The organism is Paraburkholderia fungorum (assembly GCF_046027605.1).
GTDB lineage: Bacteria > Pseudomonadota > Gammaproteobacteria > Burkholderiales > Burkholderiaceae > Paraburkholderia > Paraburkholderia fungorum_F.
Genome location: NZ_JAQQEF010000006.1, coordinates 108979 through 123424 on the forward strand (window position 1 = coordinate 108979; position 14446 = coordinate 123424).

Below are 14446 nucleotides of genomic sequence, written 5' to 3' on the forward strand. Positions count from 1 at the left end.
ACGTTGGCGTTAGCGCTTCGAACGCTTGCGCATCCAGCGTGAAACCACCGGTGAATTTCGCTCACATACCGACCAAATTTTTTGACTTGGCGACTGCGCCGCTAACGGGTTACGCTGGGCGTTTGGAGTATGCGGTGTGTCAGACAGCGCGCTGTGTACGTTTAGCCCAACCTTGTCCACTACGTAAGCGGAGACGACATGATCCAGCTGATCGATATTGGTGCGGTCGCCGGCGGCATGCTTCAAGGATATTCAAACCAGGTGCTGACGAGCGTGAATGATCACGACGTCCATATAAGTGTCATGGATGCACCGTATTTCTGGCACTTGCATCCGGACTCGGACGAAACGTTTTTCGTTGTTGAAGGCGCGCTTGCCGTCGACTTCGACGATGGATCGGTCGAACTGCATGCCGGTCAATTGCTGACTGTGCCGGCGGGTACGCGCCATCGAACGCGGCCAGTCGGCGCGCGCTCGGTCAATCTCACGGTTGAAAAGGCCAATGCGGCGACCGTCCAGTGCGATGCGCCGCCGGATTTGACAGGGTCGTCGTGAGCGTCATGGGGGCCGGCATTGGATTCTCCGATCGTGTTTTGCGACCCGGCCGCCGTGTCCATGTCTACGTATTTGCCACCAGCAGTTCTTCCGCATTGTTTGGCGGCCGCAGACCATCCGTCCTGCCCATAAAATAGCGCTGGGTAAGATCCGCCGCCGAGACGTGCCGTGCTTCTTTAAAGCCCGCCCCGTGAGCCAGCGCCTGGATCTCCGGCGGGGTGAAGAAGCTGAGGAACGGTGTGCCGCTGGCTCGCGCGCCTTTCTCGGCCATTTCAAGCCCAGGACGTACCTCGGGGTCCGCCAGTTCCCGCGGGAGCAGGAACGTCATCGCGAGCGTCGATCCTGGCGCGAGGGCCGCAACTTCACGCAGCGTGGCCGCGTTCGCATCCTTGGTCAGGTACATGCTGACGCCCGTGGAGACCACGATGGCCGGCTTGCGCTCATCGAATCCGGCAGCCACGAGCCCATCCCGCCAGCTCCCGCCCGCCTCGAAATCAACCGGCACGAAGCGCAGCCAGCCGGGCACGCCGAAGCCGAGCTCGATCAGGCGCTGACGCTTCCATTCCTGAGGAGCTGGCTGGTCGACTTCGAACACATTCAGACGCGACGCGATCTCCGGCCGGCGCTGTGCGAAGCTGTCAAGCCCGGCGCCGAGGATGACATACTGACTCAGCCCGAGGCCGGCCTGTTCAACAACCAGATCTTCAATGAAGCGAGCGCGGGCCACGATTGATGCGCGAAAGGGCCGCGTGAACTGCGGGTCCATGTCGCCGCGGCTGCGCCAGCCTGCGTCCGGGGCCAGCAGCTTGAGACCGATTTTGTCTTCCAGCACATGGGGCGGGGCGTCGGCCTCGACATGCAGGGCGCGCCACAAGGCGACTCGCGCTGCGGTGCTGTCCGGCGCTACATCTTGCGTGTCGGTCATGACTTTCATTCCTCCGGGTTCGTGCTCAGGTTCGTCCTGGTTGAAGCTGATCTACAAAGTACTGCGATCCTATCGCAGACTCGCGGCGCTTCCGCATTGATGTTCCCCGTAGGACGATGCTTGATGGATATCGCGAGTTACTCGAAAGATTTTCTTTCGCCGCGGACAAGATATCGTCGATAGTCGATGCGACTGTGTGCACGCATACTCCTTCCTCGGCGAACCCGCCTGGACGTAACCCATCCGCAGAAAATTGACAGATCAGGGACATGAATCTCAGAACCATCAGCCTCATCGCAACCGCCTTGTTTGCCTGTGCAACCGCAGTCGTGAGCCACGCGGCCGACGATCAGCAGAGCCGGATCAAAAGTGTAGTGGACCGCGCCGTTCAACCGGTGATGGCGCACTATGGCATTCCTGGCATGGCGGTTGGCATCATCGACGGTGACAGGCACTACGTATTCAACTATGGCCTGGTGTCGACGGAAAACAGAAAACCGGTCACGGGTGATACCTTGTTCGAACTGGGTTCTATCAGCAAGACTTTCACCGCGACGTTGACGTCCTATGCGCAGGCGAGCGGCTATTTATCTTTGTCGGATCAGACGGGCAAGTACCTTCCGTCTCTGCGAAATTCCAGCTTTGGCAAAGTCAGCCTCCTCAATCTGGGCACGCACACGCCCGGCGGCCTCCCGCTGCAGGTGCCTGACAGCATCCACAACAACGAACAGCTGATGCGATATTTCAGGCAGTGGCAGCCCGCCTACGCGCCGGGTACCTATCGGACTTATGCCAATCCCGGCATCGGCGCGCTCGGCCTGATAACGGCAAAGAGCATGGGGCAGGACTTTAGCGGACTGGTGGAAAATCATCTGTTCGCCGCGCTCGATATGAAGAGCAGTTACATCGAGGTTCCCGCTGGGAAATTGAGCGACTACGCTCAGGGTTACACGAAACAGGGCGCGCCGATCAGAATGGCGCCTGGGGTGTTGTCGGCTGAAGCGTATGGCATCAAGACCACGGCTGCCGACATGAATCGCTTCGTGCAAGCGAACATGAATCTGATCCAGCTGGACCCCAAGCTGCGGCGCGCGATCATCGATACGCATACCGGCTACTTCAAGGCTGGGCCGATGACCCAGGACCTGATATGGGAACAATATCCGTATCCCGCCACCTTGCAGACGCTTCTGGATGGCAATTCGTCGGCGATGGCTTTGAATGCCACGCCGGTCACGGCAATCACGCCGCCGCAACCTCCTCGTGGAGACGTCTGGATCAACAAGACGGGTTCGACCAACGGCTTCGGCGCGTACGTGGCATTCATTCCGCAGAAGCGGTTGGGCATTGTGATGCTCGCCAACAAGAACTACCCCAATGAAGAACGGGTCAGCGCTGCCTACCGGATTCTCACGTCGCTGGCCAACGGCGAACAATGAGGAGGGGCATCTTCGATGAAAAGCGCTCGCTGCCTTTCTCCTCTCGTCCTGGCGCTCATGTGCACCATGTGCATTCAATCAGCCCAAGCTGCCGGCCGCGCGCCGGCGGCGAGAGACACTGTCGTGTTGCAACGGGTGCCCGTTCCAGGAACTGATCGTGAGATGGGCATGGGCATGGCCGAATTCCCGCCGAACGCATCGAAGCCGCGGCATAAGGCGGCCGGTCCCGAGGTTGCGTATGTACTCGAGGGCGAGGTAACGGTGCAGGTCGATGGTCAACCCACACGGATCGTGCATGCGGGCGAGAGCTACCGGATGCCTGCCGATGTGGTCCACGTCACCACGGCCGGTCCTGAAGGCGCGAAGGTCATTGCGACGTAGGCGTGGGTGCCGGGAAAGCCGTTCAACGTTCGAGTGCCGCAATGACGTGAGGCGGATACGGCTTTCCGCTGCGAGACCGAGGGCGTGTCCTCCTGGTTTTGCCTTTTGCGGAAACCGCTATTATCGATGGACATCCTGAGGAGAACCGTCGATGAGCCGCCCAGATTTCATCAAGCATTGGACTGAACTGGAAGAGCCGGACGCGCATTCCTATCGCGGCGATACGGAGAAGATGGCGTTGGACGCCCCGCTTTCCGCCGCACTTGGCATTACGCGCATTGGCATTCACCACGTGAGACTTCTGCCTGGCCGGCGCACGTCTTATCCGCATGCCGAAAGTACCGAGCAGGAGTTTGTGTACGTGCTCGAAGGCAGGCCTGATGTGTGGATCGACGGCGTGCTTCATCCTATTGCAGAAGGCGATTCTGTCGCGTTTCCTTCGGGCACTGGAATTTGCCACACCTTCATCAACAATACGAAAGACGAAGTCCGGCTGATGGTGATCGGCGAACCTCCGCGCGATGACAACCGGATTCGTTATCCGCTCAACGAAGCGCACGAACGTACCCGCGCGGACCGCTGGACCGACTGGCCGACCCGACCGCTGGGCGACCACGACGGGATGCCGGACTGAGGCTGCGCGGGTGACTGCTTTGAGTTACGCCATGGGACGCAGTCCTGCCAGAGTGCTCGGCGACCATAACGGAATGTTGGACCGAGGCTGCGCGGCTGACCGCTTCGGCTTACGCCATGGGACGCGGTCCTGCCAGAGTGCTCGGCGACCATAACGGGATGTTGGACTGAGGCTGCGCGGCTGACGCTTTGACTTACGCCGGGATGCGGTCCTGCAGATAATGTTGATTCAGGCTAGGCTACCTCGTGGGCCGCGTCTGGCTGCCTTTACGCTAATGAACCGACGCGCAGCAGAATATTTTCTTCAGGAAAGCACATGACTCAACAGCTAAAAATCGATTTTGTTTCTGACATTGCCTGCCCGTGGTGTGCAATTGGCCTGTCATCGCTTCAGCTTGCGCTATCGCGTCTGGGCGACGTGGTGGACGCCCAGATAGTGGTGCATCCTTTCGAGCTCAATCCGGAGATGGGACCTGGGGGCGAGGCCATTGTCGATTATCTTGGCAAAAAATACGGGCGCACACCTGAGCAGATTGCCGAAACACAGGCCATGATCCGCGAGCGGGGCGAAAGCGTCGGCTTTAGCTTCGGCTCGCGTACGTACGTCTACAACACTTTCGACGCGCACCGCCTGCTGCATTGGGCCGGTCTCAAGGGCAAACAGTTACCTCTCAAACTGGCGCTGCTGCGGGCCTATCATGGCGAGGGCAAAGACCCGAGCGATCACGAAGTGCTGGTCGCGGCGGCGCAATCCGTTGGCCTCGACGCTGCGGAGGCCAGCGAGGTATTACGAAGCGGGGAGTATGCCGATGAGGTTCGTGCGGAGGAACGCGAATACCACGCGAAGGGTATCCAGTCGGTACCGGCGATCATCTTCAACGGCCGCTACCTGGTGAGCGGCGGACAGCCGGTGGAGACCTTCGAGCAAGTGATCCAGAAGATTCTGACCGAAGCGTAGCGGGGCAACCTAAACAACCACGGCAACTACGGCAACTATGGCAACCACGGCAACTATGGCAACCACGGCAACTACGGCAACTACGGCAACTACGGCAACTATGGCAATCGTGGCGAGCGCGCGCCGTGGCTGTGACTAGGGGGTCTGTGGCCGATTTGAATTCAGGGAAGCTTGTCGTTCCCACTATTCGAGACGGCGCGGCCCGCGAGTCATTAGCGGGAAGGGCGGATGGCTCAAAGCACTACGCTTCGGCGCGTGCGTTGTCGCTGGAAACATGACGGTCTAGTTGAGGAGAGGCTGATGGTTTGCACGAGTCAGGGGCGAAGCCGCTTGTTTCCCGGTGTCCTTTTCCGGCGAGCGCGCAGTGCGAGGCGGGAAGTAAGACTGCTTTGTCACTGACGCCAAATGTGCGGGAACACAGATTCCAGATGCACCACTACCCTGACTGTGCGGGGGACCCGCTTATGCGCTGGCGGTGTGAGCCGCTTTCTTTGCTTAGCTTTCTTTGCGGCGGCAAAGAAAGTAAGTGCCGCCCCGCACAGGGGCAACGCTAATAGACCGATAGCAATTCAAGGAAAGGCCAAAAAAAGCCAGATCAAGGAAAGGCCAACACCGGTAAGCAACCAGACAAACAATCCCCACGCAGACACACCAAACCAAACCAAACCAAAAACAAAACCAAAACCAAAAACAAAACCAAAAACAAAGCCAAAAACAAAACCCCACCGCCGCAGGCAGCCAAACCCCACCAACATCAGGTAATAGCCTAATAGAACCCCCTCGCCGCCCGGCGTAAAATCGTGGCACATCGATTTGGGGGTCCCAGGCAATGCGTCTGGCTGCTCATCACGATTCAACCTGCTGCCACCGGCAAAGCCTACCGCGTCTGCGGCAAAGCCTCCCGTGCCTCCGGCAAAGCCCATTGCCTCGGCGCCCGCCGGCCCCTCCCCCCGAGGCCTGCGGAATCGGCGCCTGCCGAATCGCCGCTCACCCCACCCCATGACCCCCCTCATCTCCGTCAAAAGACTCAACAAGAGCTTCCCCGGCGTCCGGGCGCTCCACGAAATCCAATTCGACCTGGTGACCGGTGAAGTCCACGCCCTGATGGGCGAAAACGGCGCCGGCAAGTCGACGCTAATGAAAATCCTCGCCGGCGTGTACACCCGGGACTCCGGCGAATTCCTCTACGACGGCCAGCCGGTCGAATTCTCAAGCCCGCGCGAGGCGCAAGCCGTGGGCGTCTGCATCATTCATCAGGAACTCCAACTGATGAACCATCTGACCGTCGCCCAGAACATGTTCATCGGCCGCGAGCCGCGCGGGCGCCTCGGCGTGTTCCTCGACGAAGACAAGCTCAACGCGCAAGCCCGCGACGTCCTCGCCCGCATGCATGTGAATCTCGACCCGCGCGCGATTGTCAGCACCCTCACTGTCGCCAGCCAGCAAATGGTCGAGATCGCCAAGGCCTTGTCTTTCGATTCGCGCGTGCTGATCATGGACGAGCCCACCTCGGCGCTCAACGACGCCGAAATCGCCGAACTCTTCCGCATCATCCGCGAGCTGAAAAGCCGCGGCGTGGGCATCATCTATATCTCGCACAAGATGGATGAGTTGAAGCAGATCGCCGACCGCGTCACCGTCTTGCGTGACGGCGAATATGTGGCCACCGTCACCGCCGGCGACACCAGCGTCGAGGCGATCATCGGCATGATGGTGGGGCGAACCTTGACCGATGTCGCGCCTTCCCGGAGCGTCGCGGGCCAGGGCGAGATCGCGCTCGAAGTCAATCATCTCAACGCCGGCCCGCTGGTCAAGGACGTCAGCTTCACGCTGCGCAAAGGCGAGATTCTGGGCTTTGCCGGCTTGATGGGCGCCGGCCGCACCGAAGTCGCGCGAGCGGTGTTCGGCGCCGATCCGGTCGAATCGGGCGAAATCGTTGTGAAAGGCGTGAAGGCAATGATCAGGACGCCAAGCGATGCGGTGGCACGCGGGATCGGCTATCTGTCGGAAGACCGCAAGCGCTTCGGCCTTGCGACAGGAATGGACGTCGAATCGAATATCGTCATGTCCAACTTGCGCAAATTCCTGTCGTTCAAGTTTTTCTTGCGCCGCGCCCAGATACGGCGGACAGCCTCTCATTTCATCAATCTGCTCGCCATTCGCACGCCCTCCGCGACGCAGGAGGTGCGGCTTCTTTCAGGCGGTAATCAGCAGAAAATCGTGATTGCGAAATGGCTTGAACGCGACTGCGACGTGCTCTTCTTCGACGAGCCGACCCGCGGTATCGACGTCGGCGCGAAGAGCGAGATCTACAAGTTGCTGCGCGCGCTCGCCGAGGAGGGCAAGGCAATCGTGATGATCTCGTCGGAATTGCCGGAAATCCTGCGCATGAGCGATCGCATTGTCGTGATGTGCGAGGGCCGCGTTACGGGCGAACTCTCCGCCAGTGAGGCGACGCAGGAGCGCATCATGCAGTTGGCGACGCAACGCGAAACCTTAAAAGCAGCATGAGCTTTCGAGAGGAGAAGCCCAATTTATGACTCAGCCATCGGACACTTCGGCGCTGGCCAAGCAGGGACGGTTGTTCGGCCTGCGGGCCCGTGTCTTCTCGCCGACCGCGCTGCAAAAGCTGCTCGCCTTCGGGAGCCTGATCCTGCTGCTGGTTTTTTTCAGCTTCGCGTCTCCCTCGTTCATGCAGATGGACAACATGCTCGGGATTCTGCAGGCGACGGCGGTCAACGGTGTGCTGGCGATTGCCTGTACGTTCGTGATCATCACCGGCGGCATCGATTTGTCCGTCGGTACGTTGATGACCTTCACAGCGGTCATTTGCGGTGTGTTTCTGACCTACTGGCATTTGCCGATGTGGGCCGGCGTGGTGGCTGCGATCGGCACGGGCGCGATCTGCGGGACCGTGTCGGGAACCCTTACGGCGAAAATGAAAATACCGCCGTTCATTGCCACCCTGGGCATGATGATGTTGCTGAAGGGTCTTTCGCTGGTCGTCTCGGCCGACAAACCGATCTACTTCACCGACACTGAAAACTTCTACATGATCTCCCAGGATTCGCTGATCGGCTATTTCCTGCCGAGCCTGCCCATTCCGAATGCGGTCCTGATTCTGTTTTTCCTTGCGGTCGTCAGTTCGATCACACTGAATCGCACGGCGCTTGGCCGTTATACCTTTGCGCTTGGCAGCAATGAAGAAGCCGTGCGCCTGTCCGGCGTGAATGTCGACGCGTGGAAGATCGCCATTTACGCGTTGGGCGGCGCGATTTGCGGCGTCGCCGGTTTGCTGATTGCTTCGCGCCTGAATTCGGCGCAGCCGGCGCTAGGCCAGGGCTATGAACTCGAAGCGATCGCCGCCGTGGTGATCGGCGGGACCTCGCTCAGCGGCGGTTCGGGCACGATACTCGGCACGATCATCGGCGCGTTCATCATGAGCGTGCTGACCAACGGCCTGCGCATCATGTCCGTCGCTCAGGAATGGCAGATCGTGGTGACCGGCCTCATCATCATTCTCGCGGTCTACGCCGATATTTTGCGGCGCAGGAAAAGCTGATGCAGCTTACGTGGCGCGCAACCGGATCAAAGAAAGGGGGCGCCAAGGCTCCCACAACGGGCTGAAGCTTGATGCCCATCTTAGGAGGAGAAACACCATGTTGAAAAGAAGACTAATCGGTGTTGTGGTCGGCGTTGGCGCGCTCATTGGCGGCACGAGTCTGGTGCGCGCGGACGAAACCTACATCCCGCTTATTTCGAAAGGCTTCCAGCACCAGTTCTGGCAGGCCGTCAAAGCCGGCGCGGAACAATCGGCCAAGGAGCACAGCGTCAGAATCACCTTCGAAGGTCCGGAAACCGAGGCCATGGTCGACAAGCAGATCGACATGCTTTCGGCCGCGCTCGCCAAGAAGCCTCAGGCGCTCGGTATCGCCGCGCTCGATAGCAAGGCGGCCATTCCGCTGTTGAAGCGGGCGCAGACCGCCAAGATACCGGTCATCGCGTTCGACTCCGGCGTGGACAGCGACATTCCGCTTACCACCTGTGCAACCGACAACCTTGCCGCGGCCTCACTCGCCGCCGACAAGATGGCCACAGCCATCGGCAATGTCGGTGAAGTTGGCCTGATCGTACACGACCAGACCAGCCGCACCGGCGTCGATCGCCGTGACGGCTTCCTGAATGAGATGAAGGCGAAGCACCCGAACATCAAGATCGTCTCGGTCCAGTATGGCGGCGGCGACCATTTGAAGTCGGCGGAAATCGCCAAGACGATGATCCAGGCCAACCCCAACCTCAAGGGCATTTTCGGTTCGAATGAAGGCTCGGCGGAGGGTGCCGCGATCGGCGTCAAGGAATCGGGCAAGAAGCTCGTCCTGATTGGTTACGACTCGGGCAAGGAGCAGAAGGACGACATCAATTCGGGCTTGATGTACGGTGCCATCACGCAGAACCCGATCGGCATCGGCAAGTGCGTCGTCGACTCCGCGGTGAAGGCGCTCAAGGGCGAGAAGCTGCCCAAGAAAGTCGACACGGGCTTCTACTGGTACGACAAGAGCAATATGACCGATCCCAAGATCGCCGCCGTGCTCTATGACTGACCGTTAAAGCAGGGGCGCGACGGGAGAGGTTGGGTGCGGCGCTTGCGCGGCGGCAGCCGGTGCGCAAGCGTCTTTCAATGCCGCCGCCCGCGTGGCGCATAGGCGCAAGTCGATCAACCTCATAGGGGAGGGTGCTCAGATGGTCACGATCACCAAGCTGTCTGTCCGGGACATCCGGTTTCCGACTTCGCGTTCACTCGACGGCTCCGACGCGATGAACGCCGCGCCGGATTATTCCGCCACCTACGTGACGCTCGCAACCGATTCGCCGGACGCGCTCACCGGTCATGGCCTGACGTTCACCATCGGGCGCGGCAACGAGATCTGCGTGACCGCGGTGCAGGCGCTGGCGCCGCTCGTCGTCGGCAAGACGCTGGAGGATATCGCCGCGAATATGGGCGCTTTCTGGCGCGCGCTGACCTCGGACAGCCAGTTGCGCTGGATCGGCCCGGACAAGGGCGCCATTCATCTGGCGACGGCGGCGGTGGTGAATGCGGCCTGGGATTTGTGGGCGAAAGCGGAAGGCAAGCCGGTGTGGAAGCTGCTCGTCGATATGAGCCCCGAAGCACTCGTGCGTTGTCTCGACTTCCGCTATGTGACCGATGCGATCACGCCGCAGGAAGCCATCGCCATGCTGCATCGGCATGCGAGGACCCGCGGCGAGCGCGAAACAGAAATGCTCGCGCACGGCTATCCGGCCTACACGACCTCGGCCGGCTGGCTCGGCTACGACGACGACAAGATTCGCCGGCTCGCACGCGAAGGCGTCGCGCAGGGATGGACGCACTTCAAGCAGAAGGTGGGCGGCAATCTCGAGGAAGACATGCGCCGGGCCCGCATCCTGCGCGAGGAAATCGGCGAAAACCTGAAGCTGATGATGGATGCGAACCAGGTGTGGGACGTCGATGAAGCGGTCGCGAACATGCGGCGTCTGGCGGAATTCGATCCGTGGTGGATCGAGGAACCCACGAGTCCCGACGACATTCTCGGCCACGCGGCCATCCGCCAGCGAATCAAGCCGATCGGCGTGGCGACCGGCGAACACTGCCAGAACCGGGTGATGTTCAAGCAGTTGCTGCAGGCGCATGCGATCGACTTCTGTCAGATCGATAGCTGCCGCCTGGGCGGTCTGAACGAGGTGATCGTCGTCCTGTTGATGGCGGCCAAGTTTGGCGTACCCGTGTGCCCGCACGCGGGCGGAGTCGGTTTGTGCGAGTACGTCCAGCACATTTCACTGTTCGACTATATCTGCGTGTCGGCGTCGCTGGAGAACCGGGTGCTCGAATACGTGGATCATCTGCACGAGCATTTCGTCGATCCCGTGGTGATTCGCAACGGCCATTACATGCCGCCGCAACTTCCTGGCTATAGCATCGAAATGCATGCGGCGTCGCTCGATCAGTATGACTTTCCGGAGGGGCCGGCCTGGCGGCGCTGAGATAGCACGCGCGGGAATGGTGTTTCAGGTGCCCATGCGAAGGGGCAACCAGGACGCGCCACTAGCGGGCGCGTCCGGTCAGAAGCACAACGGGCGCCATGCGCCCGTCGGTGTTTACAGATAGCTGCAGACGTAGTCGAGTGTTTCGATCACGTCGATATCGAAGCGGCTCTTGCCGGGCACCGGGAACGACTCGCCCGCGCCATACGTCTTCCACTCGTCACTGCCTTCGAGGCGGATACGGCATTGGCCCGCTTGCACCTCCATGAGTTCCGGCGCGTCGGTGCCGAAGTTGAGCGTGCCGGGCAGGATCACGCCGAGCGTCTTGCGGGTGCCGTCGGCGAAGAGAACGGTGTGCGAAACACACTTGCCTTCGAAGTAGACGTTGGCGCGTTTGATAACGGAAACCTGATCGAATTGCGTTGCGGCCGTCATGGCGGTCTTCCTTTGGATCATCGTGAATGGATGCATTGGCGCCGCGAGGCGGCAGCGGGCGGCAGGCGATGTGCGATCTGCGCGGGCCCCCCTGTGCGCGCTTTCGGTCGAGCGCCAGCCCGCCATCATACAGGCGGCCGGCGGCGCGAAGGGATGGCCTTGGGTAGCAGGTCTCGAATGCCGTCCGGCAGCGCGGCCGATCCCGGTGCAACAGCGCTCGCTGCATGCGCGTATCGCGCTGAACGTGAGCTTGTCCGCTCGGTCAGGGCGACGTCACGGTGCGGCGACGGACGTTTAATCGACTGGGCGCCAACGACCGGAATCCGGGCACACGATGACCCGTTCGCCGTTCAGCAAGACCTGCTCTTCATCCCCTTGCGACGAGGTTGAAGGGGCGATGTCGAAGGCAACGTCGAGTGCGCGCGCAACCTGCGCATTTTCGATCGGCAGCTCCCAGGTCAGGAATATCTGGACGCGACCCTGATCGGACGCGAAGTCGGCTGCATTGAAACCGCTGCTACCGCGTTGAATGACACCATGAGGCTGGCCGGTATCGAATATCACCGCCGTTCCTCGGGTTAGAGGAATGCGCTGGCCCGTAGAAGGAAAATGCAGGTCTAGGCCCTTGTCTTCGCTCATGAAGAGATTGCAGAAGGCCGAATCGCCGTATTGCGCACCGTCATGGTGGTACCTCGCGCCGCGGCAGGCCATGAGGGCTACGTCACTGGCGGCAAGCACGTCGGGCAGTCCGAGCGCAGACGTCCAATCGGAGATGGCCTGCACGCAGCGTGGGTAGTCCGGCCAGCGCACCCGGGCTCGCGCCAAAGGCATGACTTCGACGTCACCGGGCTCGAGGACCATGTGCAACGACGTCTCCCGTTCCCAATCCGCGAGCAGACGTGCGGAGGGCGCAGGCAGGTTGAGCGTGCCTGATCGCACGATGTCGCTCACGCGCCGACTGCGGATGGCGTCGCCACTGGGGTAATAGCAGGTCAGGATGTCTTGCACGCGATGCGGTTTGCTGTTGATGCTGTTGAGGGGCGAATCATCCGGGCCATTGTAACGACTCCGCGGGAATCGCCTCGGCACGGGCGTACGGGTTCGCTGTTGGCCTCACTGCTAAAATAGCTTCCCTTTTCTTGGGAGACGCAAATGTCCTGGTTCATCTACGAAGTGCCCGAATACAACGAAGACGGGGCGCGCATCGAACCGTTTAGCGATTTGCGTAGCCGCGTCCTGAAGGTCAGTGGGCAGGCCATGGCCGACGAACTCGAAAGCGTGCGCGCGAACGCCGCGACGACGGCGGATACGCCGGCTCACCCGCTGCGCGGCGCGGAAAATCCTCACGTATTCCCCATCCCGTATGCCGACTCGATGATCCTCGTCGGGTTCATCTTCGAATTGAAACGCGAGTCCCGGCATCTGGTGGTGTCGCCGGTGGAAATGACCTGGTTGAAAGAGGCGTAAAAACCGGCCCGGTCTTTAATCCCGGCGAAAAAAAAGCCGCCCGTGTGAACGAGCGGCTTTTTTAGTTCTGGCTCAGCCGATTGCCTCGGGACTGAGCCTCGCTGTCGCGAGAGACCTGGATGTCAGAACCGGTGGCGTACGCCGACCCGGAATGCCAACTGGTTGTCCGCGCCCGAACCGGACGGGCCGAAGAAGCTCGTGCTCGAACCGATCTGGGCTTGCACGTCCTGCGTACCGTTGCGTCCCGAAGCGATCTGATAGATGCCCAGCGCGTACACGTCCGTGCGCTTGCTCAGCGCGTAGTCGACGCTCAGGTCAGCCTGATTCCAGTGACCCGTGTTGGCGTTGCTCAAGTGCATGTACGTATAACCCGCACCGACGGTCAAGGCCGCGGTGAACGCGTACTTTGCGCCCGCATCGTAGGCCGTGAAGGTCGTGGCCGCGCCCGTCAGCGTTTCGAAACGCGTATTCGTGTACAGCGCCCACAGCGTGGCCGCACCGATTGCGTAGCGGCCGCCGACGCCGAACGAACGCAGGTCGCGCACATTGCCTGTCGACACGTTGGCAATCGTGGTCGAGAAGGTCGGTGCTGCCTGGCCCGGGTAACGAATGTCCGTGTACGCCGCGCCGACGCTGATCGGGCCGTTCGCGTAGTTCGCGCCGAAGCTATAGGCGCGCGACGAACCCGCCACCGGTGCCGCGGTCGTGCCGCTTGCCGGTGCGCCGGCGAAGGCACCCGCCTGGTTCGAGAAGCCATACAACGCGCCGAACGTGAAGCCCGCGAAGTTCGCGCTGCTGAACTTGACCGCGTTGTTGATCCGGCTGGAGGTCAACTGGTCGACGTCGTTGATGTGATAGGCGTAGTTGCCCGCAACGGTCTGACTACCGGTCGAGTAATTGCCACCGAGGTAGTCCGTCGAAAACGAGTATTGGCGGCCGAACGTCAGCGAGCCGACACCGTTCTGCGACAGGCCCACGAATGCCTGACGGCCGAACAGCGCGCCGCCCTGGCCGAGCGTGCCGTTGCCGCTGTTAAAGCCGCTTTCCAGCACGAAGATCGCCTTCAGGCCGCCACCCAGATCTTCCGTGCCACGCAGACCCCAACGGCTGCCCGACGCAACGCCATCGTCGTATTTGACGAGATTGTCATGGCTCGTGCCGGCACGGGCGTTGTTCACGTAGCTGATACCGGCATCGATCAGGCCATAGAGCGTGACGCTGCTCTGTGCGTGGGCGCTGAGCGAGAGGCTGCCGAGGACTGCGGTGGCGAGGAGGGTCTTTTTCATTTTTCCTTCTTCTTTTAAGGAGCCCGCGCTGCGCATGATCGTCACGCGCGACGCGAACCAGGTTGGCGAGCGTCCAGGCATTGATCGAGCGCCCACGGCAAAGCCGCACGGGGTCGCGCACGAGAGAAATCAATGTCTGGAAAATGCGAATGAACAGGGGTGAGACGAAAGCCGCGTTGTGCACGGTAATCGCTGCCCCAGCGACAGAAATCGCCGCAGCAACGACGAATCTGTCTGGCGTATAGCCGTATTCGGGTGAACCGAAACGTCTTACTCCGTTATGTCTTGCGGAATATATCGAGACGTCATCGTTCCGTAAACCAATTTA

Annotated in this window: 15 protein-coding genes; 10 read left to right on the forward strand and 5 right to left on the reverse strand. The window is 60.8% G+C overall.

Annotated elements, in window-relative coordinates; genetic code table 11:
* The first annotated feature begins 198 nt into the window (after positions 1-198).
* Positions 199-555 carry a cupin domain-containing protein gene (locus PQR53_RS12650; RefSeq protein ID WP_408453826.1) on the forward strand — a complete coding sequence of 119 codons (357 nt, stop codon included), beginning with the start codon at positions 199-201 and terminating at the stop codon, positions 553-555.
* A gap of 64 nt (positions 556-619) precedes the next feature.
* Here the strand turns inward: PQR53_RS12650 and PQR53_RS12655 are convergent, their stop codons facing one another.
* Complete coding sequence (locus PQR53_RS12655; protein WP_408454296.1) at positions 620-1480, reverse strand: class I SAM-dependent methyltransferase; 861 nt, start codon at positions 1478-1480, stop codon at positions 620-622.
* 269 nt (positions 1481-1749) lie between these two features.
* Between PQR53_RS12655 and ampC the strand changes: the two genes are divergently transcribed.
* The 4 genes from ampC to PQR53_RS12675 all read left to right on the forward strand — a co-directional run bounded on the left by ampC (position 1750) and on the right by PQR53_RS12675 (position 4891).
* On the forward strand, positions 1750-2919 hold the full coding sequence (ampC, locus tag PQR53_RS12660) for a class C beta-lactamase (protein ID WP_408453828.1): 1170 nt from the start codon (positions 1750-1752) through the stop codon (positions 2917-2919).
* A 168-nt stretch (positions 2920-3087) separates the two neighbouring features.
* Entirely contained in the window at positions 3088-3300 is a 213-nt protein-coding gene (locus PQR53_RS12665; protein ID WP_408453830.1) for a cupin domain-containing protein, read from the forward strand.
* A gap of 151 nt (positions 3301-3451) precedes the next feature.
* Positions 3452-3934: a cupin domain-containing protein gene (locus PQR53_RS12670; protein WP_408453832.1), complete on the forward strand. Its 483-nt coding sequence runs from the start codon at positions 3452-3454 to the stop codon at positions 3932-3934.
* 315 nt (positions 3935-4249) lie between these two features.
* A complete protein-coding gene (locus PQR53_RS12675) occupies positions 4250-4891 on the forward strand; it encodes a DsbA family oxidoreductase (protein WP_408453835.1) in 642 nt (213 codons plus the stop codon).
* A gap of 569 nt (positions 4892-5460) precedes the next feature.
* Here the strand turns inward: PQR53_RS12675 and PQR53_RS12680 are convergent.
* Positions 5461-5700 (reverse strand): hypothetical protein, encoded by a 240-nt coding sequence (locus tag PQR53_RS12680; RefSeq protein ID WP_408453838.1) that lies wholly within the window; start codon positions 5698-5700, stop codon positions 5461-5463.
* A 190-nt stretch (positions 5701-5890) separates the two neighbouring features.
* Here PQR53_RS12680 and PQR53_RS12685 point away from each other — a divergent pair, with 190 nt between their 5' ends.
* The 4 genes from PQR53_RS12685 to PQR53_RS12700 all read left to right on the forward strand — a co-directional run bounded on the left by PQR53_RS12685 (position 5891) and on the right by PQR53_RS12700 (position 10930).
* The gene (locus PQR53_RS12685; RefSeq protein ID WP_408454299.1) at positions 5891-7402 is read left to right on the forward strand and encodes a sugar ABC transporter ATP-binding protein; all 1512 of its coding nucleotides are present in this window, start codon (positions 5891-5893) and stop codon (positions 7400-7402) included.
* A gap of 25 nt (positions 7403-7427) precedes the next feature.
* Complete coding sequence (locus PQR53_RS12690) at positions 7428-8453, forward strand: ABC transporter permease (protein ID WP_179738507.1); 1026 nt, start codon at positions 7428-7430, stop codon at positions 8451-8453.
* 97 nt (positions 8454-8550) lie between these two features.
* A complete protein-coding gene (locus tag PQR53_RS12695; RefSeq protein WP_408454302.1) occupies positions 8551-9492 on the forward strand; it encodes an ABC transporter substrate-binding protein in 942 nt (313 codons plus the stop codon).
* 139 nt (positions 9493-9631) lie between these two features.
* Positions 9632-10930 (forward strand): L-fuconate dehydratase, encoded by a 1299-nt coding sequence (locus PQR53_RS12700; protein ID WP_408453840.1) that lies wholly within the window; start codon positions 9632-9634, stop codon positions 10928-10930.
* A gap of 114 nt (positions 10931-11044) precedes the next feature.
* On the opposite strand, the gene ppnP is transcribed toward PQR53_RS12700, so the two are convergent.
* Together ppnP and PQR53_RS12710 are read right to left on the reverse strand one after the other, a co-directional pair.
* On the reverse strand, positions 11045-11365 hold the full coding sequence (gene ppnP, locus PQR53_RS12705; RefSeq protein ID WP_408453842.1) for a pyrimidine/purine nucleoside phosphorylase: 321 nt from the start codon (positions 11363-11365) through the stop codon (positions 11045-11047).
* 294 nt (positions 11366-11659) lie between these two features.
* Positions 11660-12364, reverse strand: a complete 705-nt coding sequence (locus PQR53_RS12710; protein ID WP_408454305.1) for a hypothetical protein — start codon at positions 12362-12364, stop codon at positions 11660-11662.
* Between the two features lie 153 nt (positions 12365-12517).
* Between PQR53_RS12710 and PQR53_RS12715 the strand changes: the two genes are divergently transcribed.
* Complete coding sequence (locus tag PQR53_RS12715) at positions 12518-12832, forward strand: helicase (protein ID WP_408453844.1); 315 nt, start codon at positions 12518-12520, stop codon at positions 12830-12832.
* A 122-nt stretch (positions 12833-12954) separates the two neighbouring features.
* Here PQR53_RS12715 and PQR53_RS12720 read toward each other — a convergent pair whose 3' ends face one another.
* Complete coding sequence (locus PQR53_RS12720; RefSeq protein ID WP_408453847.1) at positions 12955-14118, reverse strand: porin; 1164 nt, start codon at positions 14116-14118, stop codon at positions 12955-12957.
* Between the last annotated feature and the right edge of the window lie 328 nt (positions 14119-14446).

Bases quoted from the DNA above. Each gene is read 5' to 3' on its own strand.
- PQR53_RS12650 (WP_408453826.1), top strand. From the start codon at position 199: ATGATCCAGCTGATCGATATTGGTGCGGTCGCCGGCGGCATGCTTCAA.
- PQR53_RS12655 (WP_408454296.1), bottom strand. From the start codon at position 1,480: ATGACCGACACGCAAGATGTAGCGCCGGACAGCACCGCAGCGCGAGTC.
- ampC (WP_408453828.1), top strand. From the start codon at position 1,750: ATGAATCTCAGAACCATCAGCCTCATCGCAACCGCCTTGTTTGCCTGT.
- PQR53_RS12665 (WP_408453830.1), top strand. From the start codon at position 3,088: ATGGGCATGGCCGAATTCCCGCCGAACGCATCGAAGCCGCGGCATAAG.
- PQR53_RS12670 (WP_408453832.1), top strand. From the start codon at position 3,452: ATGAGCCGCCCAGATTTCATCAAGCATTGGACTGAACTGGAAGAGCCG.
- PQR53_RS12675 (WP_408453835.1), top strand. From the start codon at position 4,250: ATGACTCAACAGCTAAAAATCGATTTTGTTTCTGACATTGCCTGCCCG.
- PQR53_RS12680 (WP_408453838.1), bottom strand. From the start codon at position 5,700: ATGTGCCACGATTTTACGCCGGGCGGCGAGGGGGTTCTATTAGGCTAT.
- PQR53_RS12685 (WP_408454299.1), top strand. From the start codon at position 5,891: ATGACCCCCCTCATCTCCGTCAAAAGACTCAACAAGAGCTTCCCCGGC.
- PQR53_RS12690 (WP_179738507.1), top strand. From the start codon at position 7,428: ATGACTCAGCCATCGGACACTTCGGCGCTGGCCAAGCAGGGACGGTTG.
- PQR53_RS12695 (WP_408454302.1), top strand. From the start codon at position 8,551: ATGTTGAAAAGAAGACTAATCGGTGTTGTGGTCGGCGTTGGCGCGCTC.
- PQR53_RS12700 (WP_408453840.1), top strand. From the start codon at position 9,632: ATGGTCACGATCACCAAGCTGTCTGTCCGGGACATCCGGTTTCCGACT.
- ppnP (WP_408453842.1), bottom strand. From the start codon at position 11,365: ATGACGGCCGCAACGCAATTCGATCAGGTTTCCGTTATCAAACGCGCC.
- PQR53_RS12715 (WP_408453844.1), top strand. From the start codon at position 12,518: ATGTCCTGGTTCATCTACGAAGTGCCCGAATACAACGAAGACGGGGCG.
- PQR53_RS12720 (WP_408453847.1), bottom strand. From the start codon at position 14,118: ATGAAAAAGACCCTCCTCGCCACCGCAGTCCTCGGCAGCCTCTCGCTC.